Annotated in this window: 23 protein-coding genes; 14 read left to right on the plus strand and 9 right to left on the minus strand. The window is 67.7% G+C overall.

Annotated elements, in window-relative coordinates:
* Positions 1-72 precede the first annotated feature (72 nt).
* The 3 genes from GLA29479_RS04230 to GLA29479_RS24310 all read left to right on the plus strand — a co-directional run bounded on the left by GLA29479_RS04230 (position 73) and on the right by GLA29479_RS24310 (position 1,864).
* On the plus strand, positions 73-951 hold the full coding sequence (locus GLA29479_RS04230; protein ID WP_057970873.1) for an alpha/beta hydrolase: 879 nt from the start codon (positions 73-75) through the stop codon (positions 949-951).
* A gap of 31 nt (positions 952-982) precedes the next feature.
* Entirely contained in the window at positions 983-1,333 is a 351-nt protein-coding gene (locus GLA29479_RS04235; protein ID WP_057918828.1) for a VOC family protein, read from the plus strand.
* Between the two features lie 75 nt (positions 1,334-1,408).
* Positions 1,409-1,864, plus strand: a complete 456-nt coding sequence (locus tag GLA29479_RS24310) for a hypothetical protein (protein ID WP_144436343.1) — start codon at positions 1,409-1,411, stop codon at positions 1,862-1,864.
* Positions 1,865-1,964: 100 nt separating this feature from the next.
* On the opposite strand, the gene GLA29479_RS04240 is transcribed toward GLA29479_RS24310, so the two are convergent.
* Entirely contained in the window at positions 1,965-3,389 is a 1,425-nt protein-coding gene (locus tag GLA29479_RS04240; RefSeq protein ID WP_057970874.1) for an MATE family efflux transporter, read from the minus strand.
* A gap of 266 nt (positions 3,390-3,655) precedes the next feature.
* On the opposite strand from GLA29479_RS04240, the gene GLA29479_RS04245 reads away from it, so the two are divergent.
* On the plus strand, positions 3,656-4,099 hold the full coding sequence (locus tag GLA29479_RS04245) for an SRPBCC family protein (protein WP_057970875.1): 444 nt from the start codon (positions 3,656-3,658) through the stop codon (positions 4,097-4,099).
* Positions 4,100-4,347: 248 nt separating this feature from the next.
* Positions 4,348-4,776, plus strand: a complete 429-nt coding sequence (locus GLA29479_RS04250) for a hypothetical protein (RefSeq protein ID WP_144436344.1) — start codon at positions 4,348-4,350, stop codon at positions 4,774-4,776.
* An 81-nt stretch (positions 4,777-4,857) separates the two neighbouring features.
* Here the strand turns inward: GLA29479_RS04250 and hutU are convergent, their stop codons facing one another.
* On the minus strand, positions 4,858-6,528 hold the full coding sequence (gene hutU, locus GLA29479_RS04255) for a urocanate hydratase (protein WP_057970877.1): 1,671 nt from the start codon (positions 6,526-6,528) through the stop codon (positions 4,858-4,860).
* Between the two features lie 143 nt (positions 6,529-6,671).
* On the opposite strand from hutU, the gene GLA29479_RS04260 reads away from it, so the two are divergent.
* A complete protein-coding gene (locus tag GLA29479_RS04260) occupies positions 6,672-7,253 on the plus strand; it encodes a TetR/AcrR family transcriptional regulator (protein WP_057918834.1) in 582 nt (193 codons plus the stop codon).
* 139 nt (positions 7,254-7,392) lie between these two features.
* Here GLA29479_RS04260 and GLA29479_RS04265 read toward each other — a convergent pair whose 3' ends face one another.
* Positions 7,393-7,731 carry a hypothetical protein gene (locus tag GLA29479_RS04265; RefSeq protein ID WP_057970878.1) on the minus strand — a complete coding sequence of 113 codons (339 nt, stop codon included), beginning with the start codon at positions 7,729-7,731 and terminating at the stop codon, positions 7,393-7,395.
* Positions 7,732-7,850: 119 nt separating this feature from the next.
* Positions 7,851-8,405 (minus strand): YybH family protein, encoded by a 555-nt coding sequence (locus GLA29479_RS04270; protein ID WP_144436345.1) that lies wholly within the window; start codon positions 8,403-8,405, stop codon positions 7,851-7,853.
* A 166-nt stretch (positions 8,406-8,571) separates the two neighbouring features.
* Here GLA29479_RS04270 and GLA29479_RS04275 point away from each other — a divergent pair, with 166 nt between their 5' ends.
* From GLA29479_RS04275 to GLA29479_RS04285, 3 genes are all read left to right on the plus strand, one after another.
* A complete protein-coding gene (locus GLA29479_RS04275) occupies positions 8,572-9,813 on the plus strand; it encodes an alkaline phosphatase family protein (protein WP_057970879.1) in 1,242 nt (413 codons plus the stop codon).
* Positions 9,814-10,722: 909 nt separating this feature from the next.
* Positions 10,723-12,297 carry a DNA-3-methyladenine glycosylase 2 family protein gene (locus GLA29479_RS04280; protein WP_057970880.1) on the plus strand — a complete coding sequence of 525 codons (1,575 nt, stop codon included), beginning with the start codon at positions 10,723-10,725 and terminating at the stop codon, positions 12,295-12,297.
* Positions 12,297-12,809, plus strand: coding sequence for a methylated-DNA--[protein]-cysteine S-methyltransferase (locus tag GLA29479_RS04285; RefSeq protein ID WP_057920160.1), 513 nt, complete (start codon positions 12,297-12,299; stop codon positions 12,807-12,809). Before GLA29479_RS04280 ends, GLA29479_RS04285 begins: the two co-directional genes overlap by 1 nt.
* 70 nt (positions 12,810-12,879) lie before the next feature.
* On the opposite strand, the gene GLA29479_RS04290 is transcribed toward GLA29479_RS04285, so the two are convergent.
* Positions 12,880-14,160: a formimidoylglutamate deiminase gene (locus tag GLA29479_RS04290; RefSeq protein ID WP_082638272.1), complete on the minus strand. Its 1,281-nt coding sequence runs from the start codon at positions 14,158-14,160 to the stop codon at positions 12,880-12,882.
* Positions 14,161-14,295: 135 nt separating this feature from the next.
* Between GLA29479_RS04290 and hutI the strand changes: the two genes are divergently transcribed.
* Both hutI and GLA29479_RS04300 read left to right on the plus strand, forming a co-directional pair.
* Positions 14,296-15,543, plus strand: coding sequence for an imidazolonepropionase (gene hutI, locus GLA29479_RS04295; RefSeq protein WP_057970881.1), 1,248 nt, complete (start codon positions 14,296-14,298; stop codon positions 15,541-15,543).
* Between the two features lie 226 nt (positions 15,544-15,769).
* Positions 15,770-16,972 carry a dipeptidase gene (locus tag GLA29479_RS04300; protein WP_057970882.1) on the plus strand — a complete coding sequence of 401 codons (1,203 nt, stop codon included), beginning with the start codon at positions 15,770-15,772 and terminating at the stop codon, positions 16,970-16,972.
* Between the two features lie 145 nt (positions 16,973-17,117).
* On the opposite strand, the gene GLA29479_RS04305 is transcribed toward GLA29479_RS04300, so the two are convergent.
* From GLA29479_RS04305 to GLA29479_RS04315, 3 genes are all read right to left on the minus strand, one after another.
* Entirely contained in the window at positions 17,118-17,750 is a 633-nt protein-coding gene (locus GLA29479_RS04305; RefSeq protein WP_057970883.1) for an outer membrane beta-barrel protein, read from the minus strand.
* Between the two features lie 233 nt (positions 17,751-17,983).
* A complete protein-coding gene (locus GLA29479_RS04310; protein ID WP_031373010.1) occupies positions 17,984-18,172 on the minus strand; it encodes a 30S ribosomal protein THX in 189 nt (62 codons plus the stop codon).
* A 175-nt stretch (positions 18,173-18,347) separates the two neighbouring features.
* Entirely contained in the window at positions 18,348-18,755 is a 408-nt protein-coding gene (locus GLA29479_RS04315) for a MerC domain-containing protein (RefSeq protein WP_057918841.1), read from the minus strand.
* A 91-nt stretch (positions 18,756-18,846) separates the two neighbouring features.
* On the opposite strand from GLA29479_RS04315, the gene GLA29479_RS04320 reads away from it, so the two are divergent.
* The 3 genes from GLA29479_RS04320 (at position 18,847) to GLA29479_RS04330 (ending at position 22,798) form a co-directional block, all read left to right on the plus strand.
* A complete protein-coding gene (locus tag GLA29479_RS04320) occupies positions 18,847-20,871 on the plus strand; it encodes a TonB-dependent receptor (protein ID WP_057970884.1) in 2,025 nt (674 codons plus the stop codon).
* A 223-nt stretch (positions 20,872-21,094) separates the two neighbouring features.
* The gene (locus GLA29479_RS04325; protein ID WP_169795613.1) at positions 21,095-21,469 is read left to right on the plus strand and encodes a MarR family winged helix-turn-helix transcriptional regulator; all 375 of its coding nucleotides are present in this window, start codon (positions 21,095-21,097) and stop codon (positions 21,467-21,469) included.
* A gap of 69 nt (positions 21,470-21,538) precedes the next feature.
* Complete coding sequence (locus tag GLA29479_RS04330) at positions 21,539-22,798, plus strand: MFS transporter (protein ID WP_057970885.1); 1,260 nt, start codon at positions 21,539-21,541, stop codon at positions 22,796-22,798.
* 265 nt (positions 22,799-23,063) lie between these two features.
* Here the strand turns inward: GLA29479_RS04330 and GLA29479_RS04335 are convergent, their stop codons facing one another.
* Positions 23,064-23,552, minus strand: a complete 489-nt coding sequence (locus GLA29479_RS04335; RefSeq protein WP_036149149.1) for a transcriptional repressor — start codon at positions 23,550-23,552, stop codon at positions 23,064-23,066.
* Positions 23,553-23,561 lie beyond the last annotated feature (9 nt).

A 23,561-nucleotide genomic window follows, 5' to 3' on the forward strand; every position in this document is an offset into this window, starting at 1 on the left:
GAGCCGGTGCACAGCGGCATCGTCCGCCGCGGGCCGGCCAGGCAACGCACCGTCATTCTCAGGGAGGAACCCATGCAGCTCGTCCGCCGTCTGTGTTCGTTGTGGCTCGTCGTCAGCCTGTCCGCCTGCACCTGGCACGTGCGCGAGGACAACATCGTGATCCCGCGCGCGGCGCCCTCGGCCGACCTGGCCGCGTTGCGCACCCGGCTTCCGGCTTACCGCATCGAAGAAACCCGCATCGCCGCCGCCGACGGCGCGCAGCTGTATTCGCTGCGTTTCCTGCGCAGCGACGCGGTCGCCACGGTGCTGTATTTCGGCGGCAACGGCTACACCGTGGCCAAGCATGCCGCGACCAGCGCCAAGGCCTATGCCGAGGCGCCGGTCAACTTCGTCCTGGTCGATCACCGCGGCTATGGCGCCAGCACCGGCACCGCCTCGCTGGAGGCCTTGCTGGCCGACGCGACCACCGTCTACGACAGCCTGCGTAAAGATCACGAACTGGGCGCGATGCCGCTGATCGTGCACGGCCATTCGCTGGGCAGCTTCATGGCCGGCCAGGTCGCCGCGGCGCGCCAGCTGGACGGATTGATCCTGGAAAGCTCGGTGACCAGCTTCGACGATTGGGGCGCGTACATGCGCTCCCGGCAGAAGCTGTGGGCGCGAATGCTGGTGCGGCGTGTCGCCCCGGCGGGCGCGTTGGCCGGCCAGGGCAACCAACAGGTCGTCGCCACCCTGGACGAGCCGGTGCTGTTCGTCGCGGGCGAGAACGACACCGCCACGCCGCCGCGCTTCGCCGAGGCTCTGTACCAGGCGACGCCCCAGCCCGCAGAGCGCAAGCGGCTGCTGATCGTGCCCGCGCGCGATCATACGAACGCCGCCGACTCGCCGGAGTTCCGTCGCGCGCTGGCCGGATTCCTGGCCGAGCAAGTCCGTCCGCGCCCGGCGGGCTGACTTCGTCTCTTACCTCCTTGAAGGAACCCTCATGACCGCTTCCGACCGCAACCTGCGCCTGGACTATCTGGAATTCACCGTCGCCGACATCGCCGCCTCCAAGGCCTTCTACGGCGCGGCCTTCGACTGGACCTTCACCGACTACGGCCCGGACTACTGCGAGTTCGACGACGGCCGCATGAAGGGCGGCTTCAGCACCCACGGCACGCCTCGCCCGGGCGGCGCCTTGATCGTGCTGTACGCCGACGACCTCGCGCAGGCACAAGGCCGCGTCGAAGCCGCGGGCGCGAAGATCGTCGCCAGCCACGAATTCCCCGGCGGCCGCCGCTTCCATTTCATCGACCCGGACGGCTACGAGCTGGCGGTGTGGACGGACCGCTAAGCCCTGGCCGGCCTATCGCTGTCGACAAACCATGGCCCCTAGCGGCGGGCGCTCCAATTTCGGTCGAGGCCGAGCATGAATCACGAGCTTGAGCGAGATTTTACAAAGCGGGAGCCGCATTGCCTGTTCGTGCGATGTTTATACGCTGTGCCGCTGCTGCTGAGCACCTCCTGTACCGAACCGCTGAGCTGTCAGAGTGAGCCGGTCGGATATCCGCAGGCCCCTTGCCGTGCGTACTACTACCAAGCCGATTATGGCGACGGGGCCGTCACCCAGGCGTTAGCCGACTGCTATCTGGACCAATCCCGAGGCGGAGGCAATATCGTTGCGTTCCATTCCTTACGCTCGGGGATTGGATTGCGCTGGCTGGACGCCCATACGCTGGAGGTCGCTGTTCCGCCCGGCACGCAGCTTAAGGAAAAGCGCACTCAAGACCGCTATTCGGGGTATGCATTGCGCTACGTCTATCGCAAGCTCAAACGTAACGAGCCGGCCTGGGCGGGCTGCGGGATTCCCAAACGCGCCTATTGACCCCGCTATGCCGAATGGGCACCGCAGCTGCCCAGCAACACGATAAACGTCGCCGCGAGCCAGCCTAGCGGCATCGCGGCGACACCTCGTCCTCGCCCCGCTACACCTGCGCCGATTTCCATCGCCCGCGGGTGAACAGCCAGAGCGTGAACACGCCGACCGAGGTCTCCGAGACGAACACGCCCCAGAACACGCCCGAGTGCTGCCAATCCAGAGTGATCGCCAGCACGTACGACAGCGGGATCTGGATCAGCCAGAAAAACACGACGTTGATCTTGGTGGGCGTCATCGTGTCGCCGGCGCCGTTGAAGGCCTGCACCGTCACCATCCACCAGCCGTAGATGAAGAACGAGTAGGACAGGATGCGCAGCCATTCGGCGCCGATCAAAACCACTTGCGGATCGTCGGTGAAGAACGCGACCAGTTGGGTCGGGAACAGGAAGAACAGCACCGACACCACGACCAGATAGGCCATGTTGTACCAGCCGATATGCCACACCGAGGCCTCGGCGCGCTCCGGCTGGCCGGCGCCGAGGTTCTGTCCGACCAGGGTCGCGGCGGCATTGGACATGCCCCAGGCCGGCATCATCGTGAACATCATGATGCGGATGGCGATGGTCGCTCCGGCGACGGCCTCGCTGCCGATGCTGGCCAGGATGCGCATCAGGAAGATCCACGAGGTCATCGCCACGATCATCTGGCCGACGCCGCCGAGCGAGGTGCGCACGATGTTCCACAGCATCGCGCCGCGCCAGACGAACTGCGCCATCGTCACCCGGATGTGCTTGCCGCCGCGGAACAGCACCCACAACTGGAACAGCACGCCGATGCCGCGGCCGATGTTGGTGGCGATGGCCGCGCCCTCGATGCCGAGCGCCGGCACCGGCCCGAGGCCGAAGATCAGCAGTGGGCACAGCAGGATGTTGAGGCCGTTCGACAACCACAGCACGCGCATCGCGATGGCCGCGTCGCCGGCGCCGCGGAAGATCGCGTTGATCACGAACAACAGCATGATCACCGCGTTGCCGCCGAGCATCCACTGGGTATAGCGATAGCCGTGCTCGATGCTCCAGGCGTCCGCGCCCATCAGCCGCAACAGGTCCTGGGCGTAGAAGATGCCGGCCAGCGCAGGCAGCAACGACACCAGCACGGCGATGAAGATCGCCTGCACCGCGGTGATCGCCGCGTCCTCGCGTTTGCCCTCGCCGATGCGCCGCGCCACCACCGCGGTCACCGCCATCGCCAGGCCCATGGCCAGCGCATACAGCAGGAACAGATAACTCTCGGTCAGGCCCACCGTCGCCACCGCCGACGGCCCCAGCTTGGCGACGAAGAAGATGTCGACCACGGCGAAGGTCGATTCCAACACCAGTTCCAGCACCATCGGCACCGCGAGCAGGAACACCGCGCGCCGCAAGGGGATCTTGGTGTAGTCCGCATCGGTGCCGCGGATGGCGTCGCGCAGATCGCTCCAAAGCGTATGCGGCGCCGGCTCGGCCAGGGCGGCTGTGGGTTCTTGACTCATCGCGTGCTCCTGTTGGGTCGCACCGACGGATGATAGGGCGACCTGCCCGATGCGCCAGTAACAACAGTACGACGAACCGCAGGACTACAGATCGACACAGCGCAGGCTTTCCTCTTCCCTGCGCTGTGCGCTACAACCTGAACCCGCGCAACGCCGCCTCGCGGCCATCGGCGAGGCGAGGCGAGGCGATCCGATGCGAATGTCGATTCAGGCCCCTCGCGTTCGTCGGAGACAGTGAGGGCTTCACCTCGTTACGGAGATTACCCATGACCGGCACCGTCCGCTTGCACCGCGTTTTCACCGCCCCGCCCGAGCGCATCTACCGCGCCTTCCTCGATGCCGCCGCCCTGGCCAAGTGGCTGCCGCCGGACGGTTTCACCTGCACCGTGCACGAGTTGGATGCGCGGGTCGGCGGCAAGTACCGCATGGCCTTCACCAATTTCTCCAGCGGCGGCAGCCACGCTTTCGGCGGCACCTATCTGGAATTGGTACCGAACGAACGCATCGTCCACGACGACCGCTTCGACGACCCCAACCTGCCCGGCACCATGGTGACCACGATCACATTGCGCGCGGTGTCCTGCGGCACCGATGTGCAGATCGTGCAGGAAGGCATCCCCGAGGTAATCCCCGCCGAGCAGTGTTATCTCGGCTGGCAGGAATCGCTGACCCTGCTGGAGCGGCTGGTCGAGCCGACCATCCCGGGCTGAACAGCGCGGCCCGGCGTCGCCATCGCCGATCCGACTGCGCGCCCCGATCGGCCTGGGAACCGGGCCGATCGGGCTGCGTGGCGCCGCGGCGATCGCAAAGGCCGCAAGCGACAAGCCCTGGCACAGGCCGCATAGGGCGCCGCCGCTGTGGTGGGTTCATCGCATCGGATCCGCCTCGTATCATGGCGCCGATGGCGACGGCCGACGACGCATCGGCCTTCGCTCGACTCCACCGACACGGCGACGACATGGCCTACGAACGCGTCCACATGATCTGGGATTATTGGGAAGGGCCGCGCAGCGGCATCGCCGATTCCGGCGGCCGTCCCTTCCACTTCAGCTGCGTCTACGACGAGCACGAGTACGCCTACACCGACACCTTCGTGCTGACTCCGTTCGACGACGACACGTTCGCCCTGGCCCAGGAAGAGTGGGCGATCTGGCGACGCTGGGAAGCCGATTTCCACGCCGGCCGCGTGCTCCGCGAATCGCACCCGTCCTATGGCCACTACGATCCGCGCTACAACGAACTCAGGCAGTTGTTGAATGCGCAGATCGAACGCGGCTCGGCACGGGCGCTGCGCATGCGCGGCGAATTTCGCCCGGCCGTGGCCGAGCAGGAGGCCTTTCCCGGCCAGCGGCATCTGTTCGAAGTCGAGTGGCTACAGGCGGACTGAGTCCGCGCGGCCGCAACGAAAACGGCCCGGAATCCGGGCCGTTTTCTGTCCTGCCCGATCGGCTGGGCCGATCGACGGCGATCAGAGCATCGGCAGCTTGAGGCCGCGCTCTTTGGCGCACTGCTGGGCGATTTCGTAGCCGGCATCGGCATGGCGCATGACGCCGGTGCCGGGGTCGTTCCACAGCACGCGGGCGATGCGCTGGTCGGCTTCCTTGCTGCCGTCGCAAACGATGACCACGCCGGAGTGCTGCGAATAGCCCATGCCGACGCCGCCGCCGTGATGCAGCGAGACCCAGGTCGCGCCGCCGGCGACGTTGAGCATGGCGTTGAGCAGGGGCCAGTCGCTGACGGCGTCGCTGCCGTCCTTCATCGCTTCGGTCTCGCGGTTCGGCGAAGCCACCGAGCCGCTGTCGAGGTGGTCGCGGCCGATCACCACCGGTGCCTTCAACTCGCCGTTGCGCACCATCTCGTTGAAGGCCAGGCCGAGCTTGTCGCGCAGACCCAGGCCGACCCAGCAGATGCGCGCCGGCAGGCCCTGGAAGCTGATGCGCTCGCGCGCCATGTCGAGCCAACGGTGCAGATGCGCGTCGTCGGGGATCAGTTCCTTGACCTTGGCGTCGGTCTTGTAGATGTCTTCGGGATCGCCGCTCAGCGCGACCCAACGGAACGGGCCGACGCCGCGGCAGAACAACGGCCGCACGTAGGCCGGCACGAAGCCGGGGAAGTCGAAGGCGTTGCTGCAGCCTTCGTCCTGCGCCATCTGGCGGATGTTGTTGCCGTAGTCGAAGGTCGGAATGCCTTGCTGCTGGAACGCCAGCATCGCCTCGACATGCACGCGCATCGACTTCTTGGCCGCGTCGCGCACGCCTTCGGGGTCGCTCTTCTGTTCGGCCAGCCAACGCTCGACGCTCCAGCCGATCGGCAGGTAGCCGTGCACCGGATCGTGGGCGCTGGTCTGATCGGTGACCGCGTCCGGACGCACGCCGCGCCGCACCAGCTCGGGCAGCACTTCGGCGGCGTTGCCGAGCAAGGCGATCGACTTGGCCTCGCCGGCGGCGGTGTACTTGGCGATGCGTGCGAGCGCGTCGTCGAGGTCGCTCGCTTGCTCATCGACGTACCGCGTGCGCAGGCGCATGTCGATGCTGCTCTGCTTGCATTCAATGTTGAGCGAGCAGGCGCCGGCCAGCGAGGCCGCCAGCGGCTGCGCGCCGCCCATGCCGCCGAGGCCCGCGGTCAGGATCCACTTGCCGCTCAGATTGCCGCCGTAATGCTGGCGGCCCATCTCGACGAAGGTTTCGTAAGTGCCCTGGACGATGCCTTGCGAGCCGATGTAGATCCAGCTACCGGCGGTCATCTGGCCGTACATCATCAAGCCCTTCTTATCGAGCTCGTTGAAGTGCTCCCAGGTCGCCCAGTGCGGCACCAGGTTGGAATTGGCCAACAGCACGCGCGGCGCGTCGGCATGGGTGCGGAAGATGCCGACCGGCTTGCCCGACTGGATCAGCAGGGTCTCGCTGTCGTCCAGCTCGCGCAGCGACTTGAGGATCGCATCGAAGGATTCCCAGTCGCGCGCGGCGCGGCCGATGCCGCCGTAGACCACCAGCTCGGCCGGGTTTTCGGCCACGTCCGGGTCCAGGTTGTTCTGGATCATGCGGAACGCGGCTTCGCTGAGCCAGGACTTGCAGCTCTTCTCGCTGCCGCGCGGGGCGCGGACGATGCGGCTGGGATCGTTGCGGGTGGCTGCGGACATGGCGATTCCGATCTGCTGGGGAAACGGGAATTATCGCGCCGCGCTCTCGGGCCTAGCCAGCGCCGGTGCCGCCGCCAGCCACCGACAAGCGCGTATTCCGCCCCGATTTGTCGCATCGGCAGGAAAATGTATACGCTGTATACATGAGCGCGCCCGCCACCGCCGACCGCATCCTGCGCGCCGCACGCGCCCTGTTCGAGCGCGGCGGCGTCGAAGCGGTGACCATGCGCGCCATCGCCAAGGCGGTCGGCATCACGCCGATGGCGATCTATCGCCACTTCCCCAATCGCGAGGCCCTGCTCCAGCGCATCAGCGACGACAGCTTCCACGAGATCGCCCGCCACTGGAGCGCACGCAACGACGGCAGCGACGTGATCGCGCGCCTGCTCGCGGTGCAACGCATCTACCTCGACTACGCCCTGGCCCATCCGCATCTGTTCGACCATGCCTTCTCGATGCGGCGCGAACAGGCGCGCAGGTTTCCGGAGGATTTCCGCGCGCGCCGCTCGCCGACCTTGAACGTGGTCGCGGACGTGGTGATCGAAGCGCAACAGGCCGGCCGCCTGCGTGCGGGCGATGCCTGGGACATCGCCATGAGCTTGTGGGCGCACACCCACGGTCTGATCGCGCTCTATCGCGCCGGCCGCTTCAGCTACGACGAGCGCGAGTTCCGCCGCTTCTACGAGGCCTCGCTGCAGCGATTGCTCGACGGCATCGGGGCCTGACAGGCACGCACAAAAAACCCGGCATGAGGCCGGACAACGCACGCACAAAAAAGCCCGGCACGAGGCCGGGCTTCAGGACGGCCCGGACTTTCGTCCGGACCGGAACCGTTGCGCGATCCGCACTCGGCTCGAGGCGCGCTCAGTACAGGCGCGGATCGAGCTTGCGCAGCGCTTCGCCTACATCGACTTCGCCGGTGCGGTCGAGGTCGTCGCGACTGTAACTGCGGCCGGCGCCGCCGATGCAGCCGTCTTTGCCGCGCGGCTGCAGGCGCGAGCCGGTGTGACGCAGGCAATTCGGATCGTGTTTGCGCTGCTCGGTCTGCGCCGCGAGGCGGGTGTCGGCCTGGGCATCGACTTCAACGACCGCGGGGACGGAAGCCTTCGCCTCGACCTGGGCATCGACCTGCGCGGCGGTGGTTTGCGCGGTCGCTGCGAACGCGAAAGCGCTCAGCAGCGCAGCGAACATCAGACGTTTCATGGGGCGGCTCCTGTGAACGGGCACGGGCTTCGATACGAGTTTCGACTAATGTGCCAAGCCACGATACGCCTCCGCCGCGACGCCGGAACCTGTCCAGGCGCCGGCCGTTTAGGCGCGTGTCAGCCTTGCGGACAGGCCTCGCGGCGGCCGTTCTGGAAGGCCATGGCCTCGGCCTCGGTGGCCGGCCGCGGAACCAGGCCGTCGTCGAACAACACCCGCCAGACCCCGTCCTGGCCGCGGTGCCAGACCGACTGATAGGCGCCGATCGAGTAACGCGGCTCGGCGCCGGGTTCCAGCTTCTGGTACAGCGCCGGCCCGGTCGACCAGGCGACATCGCGCGCGCCGCCGATCGTGACCCGGGTCGGGTACCAACGCAGGCGCAGAGTCTTGCCCTCGATCAGGCCGGCCCAACGCTTGGCGATCTCGTCGCGGCCGCGGGTCGGTTGCGGGCTGCCCGAACCGAATGCGGCCTGCTCGTGCAGATGCGCGGCGAAGGCCTTGGCGTCGTGCTCGGCGATCGACGCGGCGAAACTGAGTTCGCGCGCCCATACCGCGCATTCTTCGTCGCTGAGCGGCGGCAGCGGCTTCGGCGGCGTCTGCGCCGTGGCCGCCACCGCGATCAAGGCCAGCGACAACGGCAGGGACAAGCGGGCGGCGCGGACGACAGGGCGCATGGCGGCGACTCGGTAGCGGTCTGCCCCCACTATCGACCCGCCCCGGCCTGCCCGCCAGCGACGGAAGTCATGCCGAGAATCATGCCGACCCTGGCCGCTCGCCGCACGGCCGCCCTCGCCGCCGGTCTGACATCGGTCGGCAACCGGCTGCCGCTATCATGTCGCGATGCGTCCGATTCTTTCCGCGGCTGCGTCCGCCCTGCTCGTTCTCGTCCTCGCCGCCTGCGCTCCGCCGACCCGCGTGGCGCCGCCGGCCGATACCCCGCTGTTGCTGATCTCGATCGACGGTTTCCGCGCGAGCTACTTCGAGCTCGGCCTGACCCCGCACATCGAACGCTTCGCCGGCGAAGGCGTGCGCGCGCAATGGATGACCCCGTCGTATCCGTCGCTGACCTTCCCGAACCACTACACCCTGGTCACCGGCCTGCGTCCCGACCACCACGGCGTGGTCCACAACAGCATGAGCGACGAACAACTGGGGCGCTTCAAGATTTCCGACCGCGACGCGGTCGGCGAAACGCGCTGGTGGAACGGCGGCGAGCCGATCTGGATCGGCGCGCAAAAAGCCGGCCTGCGCAGCGCGACCCTGTTCTGGCCCGGCAGCGAAGCGCCGATCCGCGGCCTGCGCCCGAACCGCTGGCGCCCGTTCGACGCCGCCATCGACGAGAACGCCCGCGTCGACGAAGTGCTGGCCTGGCTCGGCGAACCCGCCTCGACGCGACCGCACGTGGCGACCCTGTACTTCGACGCCCTCGACCGCGAAGGCCACGACCACGGCCCGAACTCCCCGCAAGTACGCGAGGCCCTGGCCCGCATCGACATCGCCATGGGCCGCCTGCTCGAAGGCCTGAGCGCACGCAAGCAACTCGACCACGTCAATATCGTCCTGGTATCCGATCACGGCATGGCCGAAGTCGCCCCGGGCCAGCGCATCGCGGTCGAAGACATGGTCAGCCCGGAACAAGCGGTGGTGACTTCGCTCGGCCAATCGATCGGCATCATCCCGAACCGCGGCCACGAAGCCGAAGTCGAGCAACGCCTGCTCGGCCCTCATGTGACCTACGACTGCTGGCGCAAGGCCGAACTGCCCGAGCATTGGCACTACGGCAGCCACCCGAGGGTCCCGCCGATCGTCTGCCAGATGCACGAGGGTTGGGATGCGATCGAACGCGAGAAACTGCCCAAGGACGGCCTCGGGCAAACGCGAGGCTCGCACGGCTTCGACCCCGCCCTGCCCTCGATGCGCGCGATCTTCGTCGCCCGCGGCCCCGCGTTCAAACCTGGCACGACGATTCCGGCGATCGACAACGTCGACGTCTACCCGCTGCTGGCCCGTCTGATCGGCATCCCTGCCGCGCACAACGACGGCGAAATCGCGCCCCTGCTGCCGGCGTTGCGGGAACCCTGAGGCCCACGCAGGCTGCGACCGACACGGAGTCGTAGCGCGTCATCGAGACCGGCAACGCCTGTGTGAGGTCGCGGCTTGCGCCGCTCCTACCCCGAAGCCGAGCCTCCGGCCGTTGCCGTTGCCGTTGCCGTTGCCGTTGCCGTTGCCGTTGCCGTTGCCGTTGCCGAGATTTTGATCTGCTTTACCGGTCAACCGTAGACCCGGAGGGCGGCGCACAGGACGTGCGCCGTTTTTCGATAGGACAAGGATGTCCTATCGAAAAATCCCGGCGCGGGCATCGCACTCGTGGCCTGTGCCCTTGCAAGGAGAGCCCTTTTCTTTGGTTACCTTTCTTTTGGGCTTAGCAAAAGAAAGTAACCCGGCCGCGTCAGCGGACGGAAGCTCTGCTCTTGCTCAAGCCTCTAAAGAAACAAGATCAAACGCCTAAAGCTTCCGCCACTAAAGCGGCGGGTTACTTTCTTTTGTCTAAAGCAACAAAAGAAAGGTAACCAAAGAAAAATGCTTTTCTTTGGATCACAAGCCCGCACGAGCGATGCAGACGCGGGGATTTTTCATACGGGACATCCCTGTCCCGATGAAAAACGGCGCGCATCCCTGCGCGCCGCCCTCCGGGTCTTCTATTGCCTTCGCGAGTGCGAGGCGGCGCACAGCAACAGCAACAGCCGGGGTCGGGTCGGGTCGGGTCGGGTCGGGATCGGGGTCGGGGGTCAGGGCTGGTACGGCGGCATCGAGCAACGCGTCGCGTCAGCTTGAAGCCCGCGGTCGCGGCTCGCGCCGCTCCTGCCTCTCAAGCCAAAGCCAGCTGCCGGCCAGCCCCGTATATCGACCCCACAAGACAAGAACACCCCCTCCAGTATTCATGTCCGAATCCGGCGAGTCCCGCTCCCTCGCCGGTGCTAGCCTTGCTCCATGGACGCCCCCATCACCCCCGCCCCGACCGCCTCCCTGCCGCACTGGCGCGTCTGCGAACAGGCACGCTTCAGCCGCGATCCGCGCTTCGATGGCCTGTTCTTCACCGCCGTCACCAGCACCGGCATCTACTGCCGGCCGGTCTGCCCGGCGCCCGCGGCCAAGCGCGAGAACGTGGTCTATTACGGCCATGCCGCGGCCGCGGAAGCCGCCGGTTTCCGGCCCTGTCTGCGCTGTCGTCCGGAGCTGTCGCCGGGCGAAGGCGCATGGCGGCGCGGCGACGCCGCGGTGGCGCGCGCGCTCAAGCTGATCGACGAAGGTCTGCTCGCCGATCAGCCGCTGGCCGCCTTGGCCGAACGCGTCGGCGTCGGCGAGCGCCAGTTGCGGCGCTTGTTCGTCGAACGCCTCGGCGCACCGCCGATCGGCGTGCACGGCACGCGACGGTTGTTGTTCGCCAAGCAGTTGCTGACCGAAACTCGTCTGCCGATCACCGAGGTCGCGATGGCCGCCGGCTTCGGCAGCCTGCGCCGTTTCAACACCACCTTCCGCGAGGCCTACCGGATGGCGCCGCGCGATCTGCGCCGGCGTCCGAACGAAAGCCCCGACGGCGACGGCAATACCCTGACCCTGCGCCTGGGCTATCGCCCGCCCTACGATTTCGCGGCGATGCTCGACTTCCTGCGCGGCCGCGCCCTGCCCGGCGTCGAAGTCGTCGACGCGCACAGCTACAGCCGGGTAATCGGGCCGATCGAAGCGCCCGGCTGGGTGCGCGTCAGCGCCTGGCCCGGCGGCGAGCACGCGCTGAAACTGGAACTGCACGGACCGAAGCCGGCGCGTCTGCTCGAAATCACCAACCGCCTGCGCCGCATGTTCGATCTCGACGCCGATCCGAACGCGATCGCCGCGGCGCTATCGGTGGATCCGCGCCTCAAGCCCTTGCTGGCGAAACGCCCGGGGCTGCGCCTGCCGAGCGGCTGGGACGGTTTCGAGATCTCGGTGCGCGCGATTCTCGGCCAACAAGTCAGCGTCGCCGCCGCACGCACCCTGGCGACGCGGCTCGCACAGCAATTCGGCCAGGCCTTGCCCAAACCCTTCGCAGCCGGCCTCGAACATCTGTTCCCGACACCGGAAGCCTTGGCCGATGCCGATCTCACCCAGATCGGCCTGACCCGCGCCCGTGCCGATACGGTGCGCACGGTGGCGCGCGCCTTGCTCGACGGCCGCGTCGATTTCCGCGCCGAACGCACCCTCGACGATTTCGTCGCTCGCTGGGTCGCCCTGCCCGGCATCGGACCGTGGACCGCGCACTACGTCGCGATGCGCGCGCTCGGCCACCCCGATGCGTTTCCGGCCGACGACCTGGTGCTGCAGAAAGCGGTGCCCGAAGACGGCGTGCGGATGAGCGCGAAGGCGCTCAACGCGCGCGCCGAAGCCTGGCGTCCGTGGCGGGCCTATGCGGTGATCCACGTCTGGCGCGACAGCATGCCGGTGCCGATCAGTCACGCTGTCGGCGACACTACTCGACCGGTCGCGGCACCCGCGCGCGCCACGAAGAAACCCCGGAAAGCCGCATGATCACGTTCCAGCACATCGACAGCCCGGTCGGGCAATTGCTGCTCGCCAGCGCCGACGACGGCCTGCGGGTGATCGAGTTCGAAGCGCCCTGGCATCCGGTCAAGCGCGGCGCGGATTGGCACGAGGGCGATAACGGCGTGCTGCTCGAAACACGCAAGCAACTGGGCGAATACTTCGCCGGCACGCGCCAGCAGTTCGATCTGCCGCTGGCGCCGCACGGCACGCCGTTCCAGTTGCAGGTGTGGCGCACGCTGATGCAGATCGGCTGGGGCGAAACCTGGAGCTATGCGCAGATGGCCCGCCATATCGGCCAGCCGACCGCGACGCGCGCGGTCGGCGCGGCCAACGGCCGCAATCCGCTGCCGATCGTGCTGCCCTGCCATCGCGTGATCGGCTCCGACGGCAGCCTGACCGGCTTCGGCGGCGGCCTGCCGACCAAGGAATTCCTGCTCACCCTCGAAGGCGTGCTGCCGCGGCGGGTGCCGATCGACGACCTGTTCGCGCCGGCTTGAACGCGAGTCGCGGCCGCGCGATGACTCATGCGCGGCGCATCGATCGTCGCCATACCGATCAGGACATCGATCAATCCGCTAGCAAGGCCCGCAAGGTCCGGCCGTAGCGCGCGGCGACCGCGTCGCGATCGCGATGACGGCCTTCGGCGACGAGCTGGCGGCCGCCGACATGGACCTCGCGCACCAGATTGCGGTTGCCGCTGAACAACCAGCGGTCGATGCAGTCCTCGTCGGTCGCGCCGGCGAAGGCCGGTGCGTCGCGGTCGAGGGTGAGGAAATCGCCGGCCAGGCTGATCGCATCGAAGCCGGTCGAGCGCTCGGCGCTGGCGACCACGCCGCGCAGCAAAGTCTCGCCGACGCTGGTCGAATGGGTGCCGACCGCGATGTTGCGGCGGCGCGTGATCAGGCGCTGGCCGTATTCGAGCCAACGCAGTTCCTCGACCGGCGACACCGAGATATGCGAATCCGAACCCACCCCCCAGGCGCCGCCGGCGTCGAGGTAATCGCGCAGCGGGAACAGGCCGTCGCCGAGATTGGCCTCGGTGGTGGTGCAGATCGCCACGGTCGCGCCGCTGTCGGCGACGCCCTGCACTTCGCCGGCATCCAGATGGGTCGCGTGCACCAGGGTCCAGCGTTCGTCGACTTCGGCATGATCCAGCAACCAGCGCACCGGCCGCGCCTTGCGGATCGCCAGGCAGTCCTCGACTTCGGCGACCTGTTCGGCGATGTGCACGTGCACGCGGCTGTCGTCCGGCAACGCCGCCAACACCTCGCGCATCGGCGCCGGCGGCACCGCGCGCAGGCTGTGCAGGCAGCAACCGACTTTCAGCAGCTCATCGGACTCGGTGCGCAAGGTGTCGAGCAAATGCAGATAAGCATCGACTTCATGGCCGAAACGGCGCTGGCGCTCGCCGAGCGGGCGTTCGTCGAAACCGCCGGTCATGTACAGCACCGGCAGCAGGGTCATGCGGATGCCGGTTTCGCGCGCGGCCTCGATCAGGGCGCGCGACATCGCCGCCGGGTCGGCATAGGGCCGGCCGTCGGGGGCGTGGTGCAGGTAGTGGAATTCGCAGACCGTGGTGTAGCCGGCTTCGAGCATCTCCACATAGAGCTGGCTGGCGACCGCATGCAGCGACTCCGGGGTGAAGCGCCCGGCGAAGCGGTACATGGTCTCGCGCCAGGTCCAGAAACTGTCCTTGGGATCGCTCTGGCGTTCGGCCATGCCGGCCATCGCACGCTGGAAGGCATGCGAATGCAGGTTGGCGATGCCCGGCACGATGCGTTCGATGATGGTGTCGTCGCGGCGCCAGCCGGCGGGGGTCCAGAGAGCGGCTTGGTCTGTGGTCGTCATGCGCGCATTCTCGCCTGCGCGGGCGCGCGATGCGACCGTCGCGGCGCAGCGGCCAGAATCGACCGAGCAGAATCGGCCGGGCAGAACCGGCCGGATCGAATCGGCCGGGCAGAATCGCCCATGTAGAATCGGCCCATGAGCACCGCACCCCTATCCGCCGGCCGCTACGACGGCCTGATCGTCGGCGCCTCGCTCGCCACCCTCGACGCCGCCCAAGGCTACGGCGAGATCGCCGACGCCGCCCTGGCCTGGCGCGACGGCCGCATCGCCCATATCGGGCCGCGCAGCGCGCTCGGCGCCGACCCGGCAAGCCTGGCCGCTACCGTGATCGAGGCCGACGGCTGGATCACCCCGGGCCTGGTCGACTGCCACACCCACCTCGTCTTCGCCGGCGACCGCGCGCGCGAGTTCGAGCTGCGCCTGCAGGGCGCGAGTTACGAAGAAATCGCCCGCGCCGGCGGCGGCATCGTGTCGAGCGTGCGCGCGACCCGCGCCGCCGACGAAGCCGAGTTGCTGCGCCAATCGCTGCCGCGCGCCCGCGCCCTGCTAACCGACGGCGCCACCACCCTGGAGATCAAGTCCGGCTACGGCCTGGACTTCGACAACGAACGCAAGATGCTGCGGGTCGCGCGCGCGGTCGACGACACGCTCGGCGTGCAAGTGCGCACGACCTATCTGGCCGCGCATGCGCTGCCGCCGGAATACGCCGGACGGGCCGACGACTACATCGACGCAGTCTGCGAGTGGATGCCGCGCCTGCACGCCGAAGGCCTGATCGACGCGGTCGATGCGTTCTGCGAGGGCATCGGCTTCAGCCCGGAGCAGACCCGCCGCGTGTTCGAGGCCGCGCGCGCGCTCGGCCTGCCCGTCAAGCTGCACGCCGACCAGCTCAGCGATCTCGGCGGCGCCGCCCTGGCCGCGAGCTTCGACGGTCTGTCGGCCGATCACGTCGAACACACCTCGCTCGACAGCGTGCGTGCGATGGCCGCGCACGGCACGGTCGCGGTACTGCTGCCGGGCGCGTTCCATGTATTGCGCGAGACCAAGCTGCCGCCGCTGGATGCCTTCCGCGAATACGGCGTGGCGATGGCGGTGGCGACCGACTGCAATCCCGGCACCTCGCCCTTGCTGTCGATGCGCCAGGCCATGCAACTGTCGTGCACGCATTTCCGCCTGACCCCGGAAGAAGCCCTGCGCGGCGCGACCGTGCATGCGGCGCGCGCGCTCGGCCTGGCGGATCGCGGCGTGCTGAGGGTCGGCGCGCGTGCCGATTTCGTGCAGTGGCGTATCGGCCATCCCTCGGAGCTGTGTTATTGGCTCGGCGGCGGTCTGGCGCAGCGGGTGTTCGCGGGTGGGCGATTGTTGGTCGATACGGTCGACTAGGCTCGGCGCGATCGTTTTCGTCTGAACTCTTCGACGCAACGATCCGACAGAGGACGGTCGCGGCTTGCGCCGCTCCTACCCTTGGCAGCACCACAACGGGGTACCACGACCGGACATCGACGATCCTGCGCATACGCTGCGCCGCCGCAAGGCAGCCGCGACGTGCTGTTGTACGCTGGCCGCCCGAAGCGGCATTACGCCGTTTCGCTTCCTTCCTGGAGGTACCGTGCGGACCGTTCTCGCCCTTGCCCTGCTCCTGTCGTCGCCTTTCGCGCTCGCCGACCAGCCCCTGAGCGCGGGCCAGCGCTTCGCCCAGGACGCGATCATCGTCGACACCCACATCGACGCGCCGAGCGGACTGCTGCGGCACTGGAACGACCTCGGCGTCGACACCCCCAAGGTCGAGTTCGACTATCCACGCGCGCGCCAGGGCGGGCTCGACGTCGCCTTCATGTCGATCTACACCTCGCCCGGCGAAGACGTCGCCGGCACCGCGCAGCAAACCGCGCACACCCAGATCGACGCGGTCGAGGCGATGATCGGCCGCCATCCCGACAAGTTCGCCCTGCTGCGTTCGCCGGCCGATCTCGAGCGCTTGCACGAGCGCGGTCGCCGCGTGCTGCTCGCGCTCGGCATGGAGAACGGCGCGCCGATCGGCGACGACCTCGCCCAGCTCGCGCGCTTCCACGCGCGCGGCGTGCGCTACATCACCCTCGCCCATGGCCAGGACAACCGCATCAGCGATTCGTCCTACGACAAGCACCGCAAGTGGAAAGGCCTGAGCCCGTTCGGCGAGAAGGTCGTCGACGAGATGAACCGGCTCGGCATCATGGTCGACGTCTCGCATTTGTCCGACGACGCCGTTCTCGACGTGCTCGCGCGCAGCCAGGCACCGGTGATCGCCAGCCATTCCGGCCTGCGCCATTTCACCCCGGGCTTCGAGCGCAACCTCAGCGACGAGCTCGCCAAGGCGGTCGCGGCGAAGGGCGGCGTGGTCCAGATCGTGTTCGGCAACGCCTTCGTCGACCCGGCCTCGGCCGCCGACACCCAGGGCTATTTCGACGCCAACGCGAAGTTCGAGCAGGCACAGGCCGCGGCCCGCGCACGCGGCGAAACCGTGCAGTCGCAGGAATCCTTCGACCAGGCCTGGGAGAAATCGCACCCGCCGCGCGCGGTCAAGATCGATGCGGTGCTCGACCAGATCGACTACGGCATCAAGCTGCTCGGCGCCGATCACGTCGGCATCGGTTCGGATTTCGACGGCGTCAGCGGCGCGCTGCCGGACGGCCTGAAGTCGGTCGCCGATTATCCGAATCTGATCGAAGGCCTGAAGGCGCGCGGCCACTCCGACGAAACCATCCGCAAGGTGCTCGGCGGCAATCTGCTGCGGGTGTGGGGCGCGGTCGAGAAGCTCGCGCAGAAATCGTAAGCCCGGCCGGCCGCGAACGCGCGAGGTTCGCGGCATCGGCATTCGCTGCGGTTACATTCGCCGCCTCGCCATTGCAATGGCAAGGCCGCTGTAACGAAGAAGCCCGGCTTGCGCCGGGCTTCGGGTCTCGCACGTTCTCAGCCGCTTAGAAGCTGGCGCGAACGCCCAGGTTGAACTGGCTGTTTTTGTCGCCGAACTCGGCTTCGCCGACGATGCCCCAGGTCTCGTTGAACTTGACCAGTGCGCCGATCGTGCCGCTGAATTCGCTGTCGTAGACGTCGCCGTCGGTGTAGTTGGCCTTGATCCAGCCTTCGAAGTTCGCCGCCAGGTCGCCGCGCAGGCCGAGCGAGGCGCGGTAGTCGTCGCCTTCGACGGCTTCTTCGTCTTCGACGTCGATTTCGGTGCGCAGGTAGCTCAGCTCGCCGGTCCAGTCGACGCGGTCGGACAGCGTGTGGTGGTAGCCCACGCCGATCTGATACTGGGTGGAGTCGATATCGACTTCGCCGAGGTAGCTGCCGGCGTAGCTGATTTCGATGTCGTCGCTGCCCTGGCGGTAGCCGCCGAACAGGTGCATGGCATCGTTCAGCGCCACCGAACCGGCGATGTAACCGCCAGCGGCCTTCGGGTCCTCGATGTCGAGGTCTTCATCCACGGTGACCAGCTCGATCTTCTGCACCGAGTAGCCGGCTTCGACGTGGGTGTAGCTCAGGCCGTCGGCGGCGGCGGCCGCAGACGAGGCCATGGCCAGCGCAAGCGCCAGCGCGAGTTGCTTCTTCATAAATCCCCTTGATCCTTCGAAATGTGATGACCGTTCCCTTCCTCGGGAACGCGCGCATCTTAATGAAAAAATTACATCTTGTCTGTGTGTGTCCGATGGCCTAAGCGCGGCGCGGAAAATCCGATGCGGCGACTTCCCCCCGCCCCGTCGCCCGCGCCTTCGTCGGCAAACAGATGGACAAAAAAAAGCCCCGCGATGCGGGGCTTTCTCGAACAGCGTCGGCTGAAGCCGGCTTATTCCTTGGCAGCGGTCTTCTTGGCCACGACCTTCTTGGCCGGTGCCTTGGTCGCGCTCTTGACGGCGGTCTTCTTCGCTGCCGGCGCGGCGGCGGTGCCGGTCGCCTTGCTCACGGCCTTGCGGGCGTTGCCGTAGCTGGAGTTGTAGCGCTTGCCCTTGGCGGTCTTGCGGTCGCCTTTACCCATGGTCGTGCTCCTAATTAAGACGTTCTACAGTTGAATCGAATGGTGGTCCGCGCAGGCTGCAGGCGATTTCGCCGGGGGCCGAAGCCCGGTGTCCGGCGCTGCGCGGCCGCGCGCGAGGCTGCGAAGCCTAGCACAAGCGTCGATCCGAGGCGTTCGCCCCCGCTCCGGCGGGCGCTCAGTGGGCGCAGCTGGCGTCGTGGACGTGGCTGTGGTTCAGGCGCAGGTTGGCCAGGTGGGCCAAGCCGACCAGGGTGCCGCCGAAGGTCATCGCGATGGCATGCGGCAGCGTCGAGCCGTGCAGCGGCGGGTACAACACGCCGATCCACAGCACGCTCAGGCCCGGAACCAACAACGACAGCGCGCGCACGGCGTGGTGGCGGCGATAGCCGGAGATCAGGCTGGCGGTGCCGAGCATGGTGGCGAAGATGACGAAGGCCAGTTCGAAGCCGTCGTCGAACCAACCGGCAAAGCCCAGCGAGGGCAGCACCGCGATCAGCAGCGGCAGCGCTGCGCAATGAATGGCGCAGGCCAGCGAGCCGAAGGCGCCGATCCGGTCGATTAAGCCGCGTAGCAATGAAGGCATGGGGGATGACTTCTGGGATGGTTGTCAATCGGTAAACGTTACTTTATAACATTTCACCATCCCCCGCCAGTTCATCGTCAGCCGGTTCATCATGCCCAAGCCCATCCGTTCATTCCTCGGCGCACGTCGCAACGCGCTCGCCATCGCCCTGACCCTCGCCCTGCCGGCGACAGCCGCCACCGCCCAAGCCCAGGAGCCGCCCGCGGGCACCGCCAGCGACACCCGCCACGACAAGGCTACCAGCCTCGACGCGGTTGTCGTCACGGCCACCCCGTTGCAGTCCAGCGCCGAGGAACTGGCCCAGCCGGTCGAGGTGCTGGCCGGCGAGAAGCTCGACGAGGCGCGCGGCACCACCCTCGGCGAGACCATCGGCAAGCTGCCCGGCGTGCAGAGCTCCAACTTCGGCGCCGGCGTCGGCCGCCCCATCATCCGCGGCCTGGAAGGCCCGCGCGTCGGTGTGCTGACCGGCGGCCTGGCCAGCCAGGACGTGTCCACCGTCAGCCAGGACCACAACGTCACCGTCGAGCCCTTCCTCGCCGACCAGATCGAAGTGCTCAAGGGCCCGGCCACCCTGCTCTACGGCAGCGGCGCGATCGGCGGCGTGGTCAACGTGGTCGACGGCCGCATCGCCGAGCGTCCGCTCGACGAAACCGTGTCCGGCCGCGCCGAAATCCGCCACGACACCGTCAACGACGGTGTTACCGGCATGGCCCGCGTCGATGCGATGGGCGCCGACGGCGCCCTGGTGCTGCATGCCGACGGCGTGTACCGCAACAACAAAGATTACGAAACTCCGCTCGGCCGCCAGCGCAACAGCTTCGTCGACACCAAGACCGGCGCGCTCGGCGCCTCGCTGGTCGGCGACCTGGGCTTCCTCGGCTTCTCCGCCGCGCGCTACGAAGACCGCTACGGCAACCCGGGCGAACCCGGCGATGCGCTCGAAGGCGAAGCGCCGGTGCACATCGACATGAAGCAGAACCGCTTCGAGCTGAAAGGCGGGATCAACCAGGCCTTCAGCATCTTCAGCGGCCTGCGCGCGAGCGTGGCCAACACCGAATACGAACACATCGAATTCGAAGGCGACGAAGTCGGCACGCGCTTCCTCAGCGACGCCACCGAAGGCCGCCTGGAACTGACCCACCAAGCGCTGGCCGGCTGGGTCGGCGCGGTCGGCGTGCAGGGCTACGAGCGCAAATTCCAGGCGATCGGCGAAGAGGCCTTCGTGCCTAAAACCAAGACCCGCGCCGCCGGCCTGTTCGTCACCGAACAGCGCAGCTGGGACCCGCTGCAGCTCGAACTCGGCGCGCGCGTGGACAAGATCGAAAGCTCGCCGTTCGGCGCGGCCAAGCGCGACTTCACCCCGGTCAGCCTGTCGGCCGGCGCGCTGTGGAAATTCAGCGATGCCTGGCGTCTGAGCCTCAACCTCGACCGCGCCGAACGCGCGCCGGCCGAGGAGGAATTGTTCGCCCACGGCCCGCACGCGGCGACCGCCTCGTTCGAGATCGGCGACGCCGAGTTGCGCAAGGAGCGCGCGAACCAGGTCGAACTGGGCGTGCACTACCACGGCGCGAAATTCGAGGCCAAGCTCGCCGCCTACCAGACCCGCTTCGACGGTTTCATCTATCTGCTCGACACCGGCGAGATCGAGGACGACCTGCCGGTGCGCCAGTGGAGCCAGGCCGACGCCAAGTTCACCGGTTTCGAGGGCGAAGCGATCGCGCACCTGTTCGACGGCGACGCCGGCAAGTTCGACGTGCGCGTGTTCGGCGACAGCGTGCGTGCCAAGCTCGACAACGGCGGCAACCTGCCGCGCATCGCCCCCGGCCGGGTCGGCGGCGAGTTGCGCTGGGACGCCGATTCCTGGCGCGCTTCGCTCGGCGCCACGCGTTACATGAAGCAGGACAAGGTCGCGGCCAACGAAACCCCGACCGACGGCTACACCCTCGTCGACGCCCACCTGGCCTACCACTGGGACGCCGGCAACCTGGGTTACGAGGTGTTCCTCAACGGCAGCAACCTGACCGACCAGGAAGCGCGGGTGCACACCTCCTTCCTCAAGGACAGCGTGGTCCTGCCCGGACGCGGTGTCGACTTCGGCGTACGGGTGTTCTTCTGACGGCGCTTTCCCCCCGGGACGCCACCTGACTTCGGGGCGCTCAACGATCTCTCTCCCAGTCGTGTCGTGACCTATCCCCGTGGCCCAAACGCCGACCTCGTGTCGGCGTTTGCGGTAGCGGAGCTAATAGGTGTATATACACCTAATGACCTCGCGAACCACCCCCGTCGCCCCTACCCAGAGCGTGTGTACCTGCTTTCGCATGCGCAAACTGGCGCGGCTGATGAGCCAACGCTACGACCAGGCGCTGGCGCCGGCCGGACTCAACCTCAACCAATATTCGATCCTGCGCCGCACCGGCGGCCAGGGCCGCCCGCTCGGCGAAATCGCACGCGAGCTCGGCATGGACCGCAGCACCCTGAGCCGCGACCTCAAACCGTTGGTGCAAGCGAACTGGATCGAGACCGTCCCCGGCGGTGATGCGCGCCAACGCCGCCTGCGCATCACCGCCGAAGGCCAGCGCGCGATCGAACGCGCGCAGCCGCTATGGCGCCAGGCGCAGGATGCGATCGACCAAGGGCTCGGCGCCGAAGGCATCGCCGCCCTGCACACGCAATTGGACCGCGCGATCGCGCAGTTACAGGACGATGGCGCATGAGCGCCCCGCCGCCATTGAATCGCCGCCCTGCCCCTTCCCCACCGTGATCCCCAACCGCGCAGGATCCCCATGAACGCCACGCCGCCCTCCGCCACGATCAAGCCCGCTTCCTATTGGCCGCTGCTGCTCGCCGCCACCGCGATGCTGATGATCACCATGGGCATCCGCCAGTCGCAGGGTTTGTTCGTCAAACCGATCGGCCAGAGCACCGGGCTCGGCATCGCCGAGATCAGTTTCGCCCTGGCGATCGGCCAGTTCGTCTGGGGTGCGGTGCAGCCGGTGTTCGGCGCCCTGGCCGATCAACGCGGGCCGGGGCGCGTGCTGGTGTTCGGTGGCGTGTTGTTGATCGCCGGCATGGGGCTGACGCCGTTCGTGTCGTCGCAATGGGGGCTGATGGTGACCCTCGGCCTGCTCGGCGCCGCCGGTGCCGGCGCCGGCAGTTTCTCGATCCTGATCGGCGCCACCGCGCAGCGTCTGCCGGCGGAAAAGCGCTCGATGGCGGCCGGCTTCATCAACGCCGGCGGCTCGCTCGGCCAGTTCGTGTTCGCGCCGCTGGTGCAGGCGGTGATCGCCGCCTCGGGCTGGATGATGGCGATGTGGACGCTCGCCGTCGCGGCCATCGCGACCCTGCCGTTGGCCTGGCCGTTGCGGCGCCGTACCGCGCCCGCCGCTGCGCCCGGAAGCATCGCCGCCGCGCCCGCGCCCGAGATCGGCCTGCGCGCGCAACTGCGCGTCGCTTTGCGCGACCCGAGTTATTGGATGCTGCACGTGGGCTTTTTCACCTGCGGCTTCCACATCGCCTTCCTGGTCACCCATCTGCCCGGCGAGATCGCCCTGTGCGGTCTGTCCGACAACGTTTCGGCGGTGTCGTTGGCGCTGATCGGCTTGTTCAATATCGCCGGCAGCCTCGCCGCCGGTTGGCTCGGCCAGCGCTACCGCATGAAGCACCTGCTCGCGCTGATGTACGCCAGCCGCGCGGCGATGATCGCGATCTATCTGATCTCGCCGCCGACGCCGCTGACCTTTTACCTGTTCGCCGCCGGCCTGGGCCTGACCTGGCTGGCGACGGTGCCGCCGACCGCCGGCCTGGTCGGCAAACTGTTCGGACCGCGCTACCTGGGCACCTTGTTCGGCCTGACCCTGTTCTCGCACCAGATCGGCGGCTTCTTCGGCGCCTGGTTCGGCGGCATCGCGATGGCGAAGTTCGGCGACTACACCTGGATGTGGTACGCCGACATCGTGCTCGCCTTGCTGGCAGCGGTGGCGAACCTGCCGATCCGCGAGGCGCGTCCGATGCCTGCCGCTGCACTGGCCGCGGCGAAGGCTTGAGCCCTGCGCCGGATAGGCCCTGCCTGCGTCCGACTCGTCGTCCCCTCACTAAATCTCGCTCACTCCCCCCTTTGAAAAAGGGAGTTAGGGGGATTGCTTTTGCCCCGGCCACGAGAACGCAACTTCGAGCAGAAGCAAATCCCCCGCGCCAGTCATCGCCACTTCGACTTCGTGCCACGCACGGCGCAGCCCCCTTCTCAAAGGGGGCGAATCCATCGGCAGGGCAATCCGCGAAATTACGCGGTTACGCGGTTACGCAACGAGCTTAGGCCTTCGCCTGCACGCAATCGGCGCACATGCCGTGCACTTCCAGGGTCTGCGCCTGCGGCACGAAGCCGAGCGCGCGGGCGCGGCCTTCGAGCAAGTCGACGATGCGTTCGTCTTCCAGTTCGGTCGCCGACTGGCAGCTGTCGCAGATCAGGAACGGCACCGCATGCTGGGCGCCGCCGGGGTGATGGCAGCCGACGTAGGCGTTGATCGAGGCGAGCTTGTGGATGAAGCCGTGCTCGAGCAGGAAATCCAACGCGCGGTAGATCGTCGGCGGCGCCGCGGCGTCGTGGGTGGCCTTCATCTGGTCGAGCAGATCGTAGGCCTTCATCGGCTTGCCGGCGTCGGCGATCAGGCGCAGGGCATGGGCGCGGATCGGAGTCAGCCGCAAGCCGCGCTGTTCGCAGGCCCGCTCCACCTCCTGCACGAAGGCGTTGCCGTCGTGGACGTGGTGCTGGGGGTCGGTACAGGCGTGGCTGGTGCTCATGGCGGACTC

The sequence above is a fragment of the Lysobacter antibioticus genome (assembly GCF_001442535.1).
In the GTDB taxonomy this organism is placed as follows: Bacteria; Pseudomonadota; Gammaproteobacteria; order Xanthomonadales; family Xanthomonadaceae; genus Lysobacter; species Lysobacter antibioticus.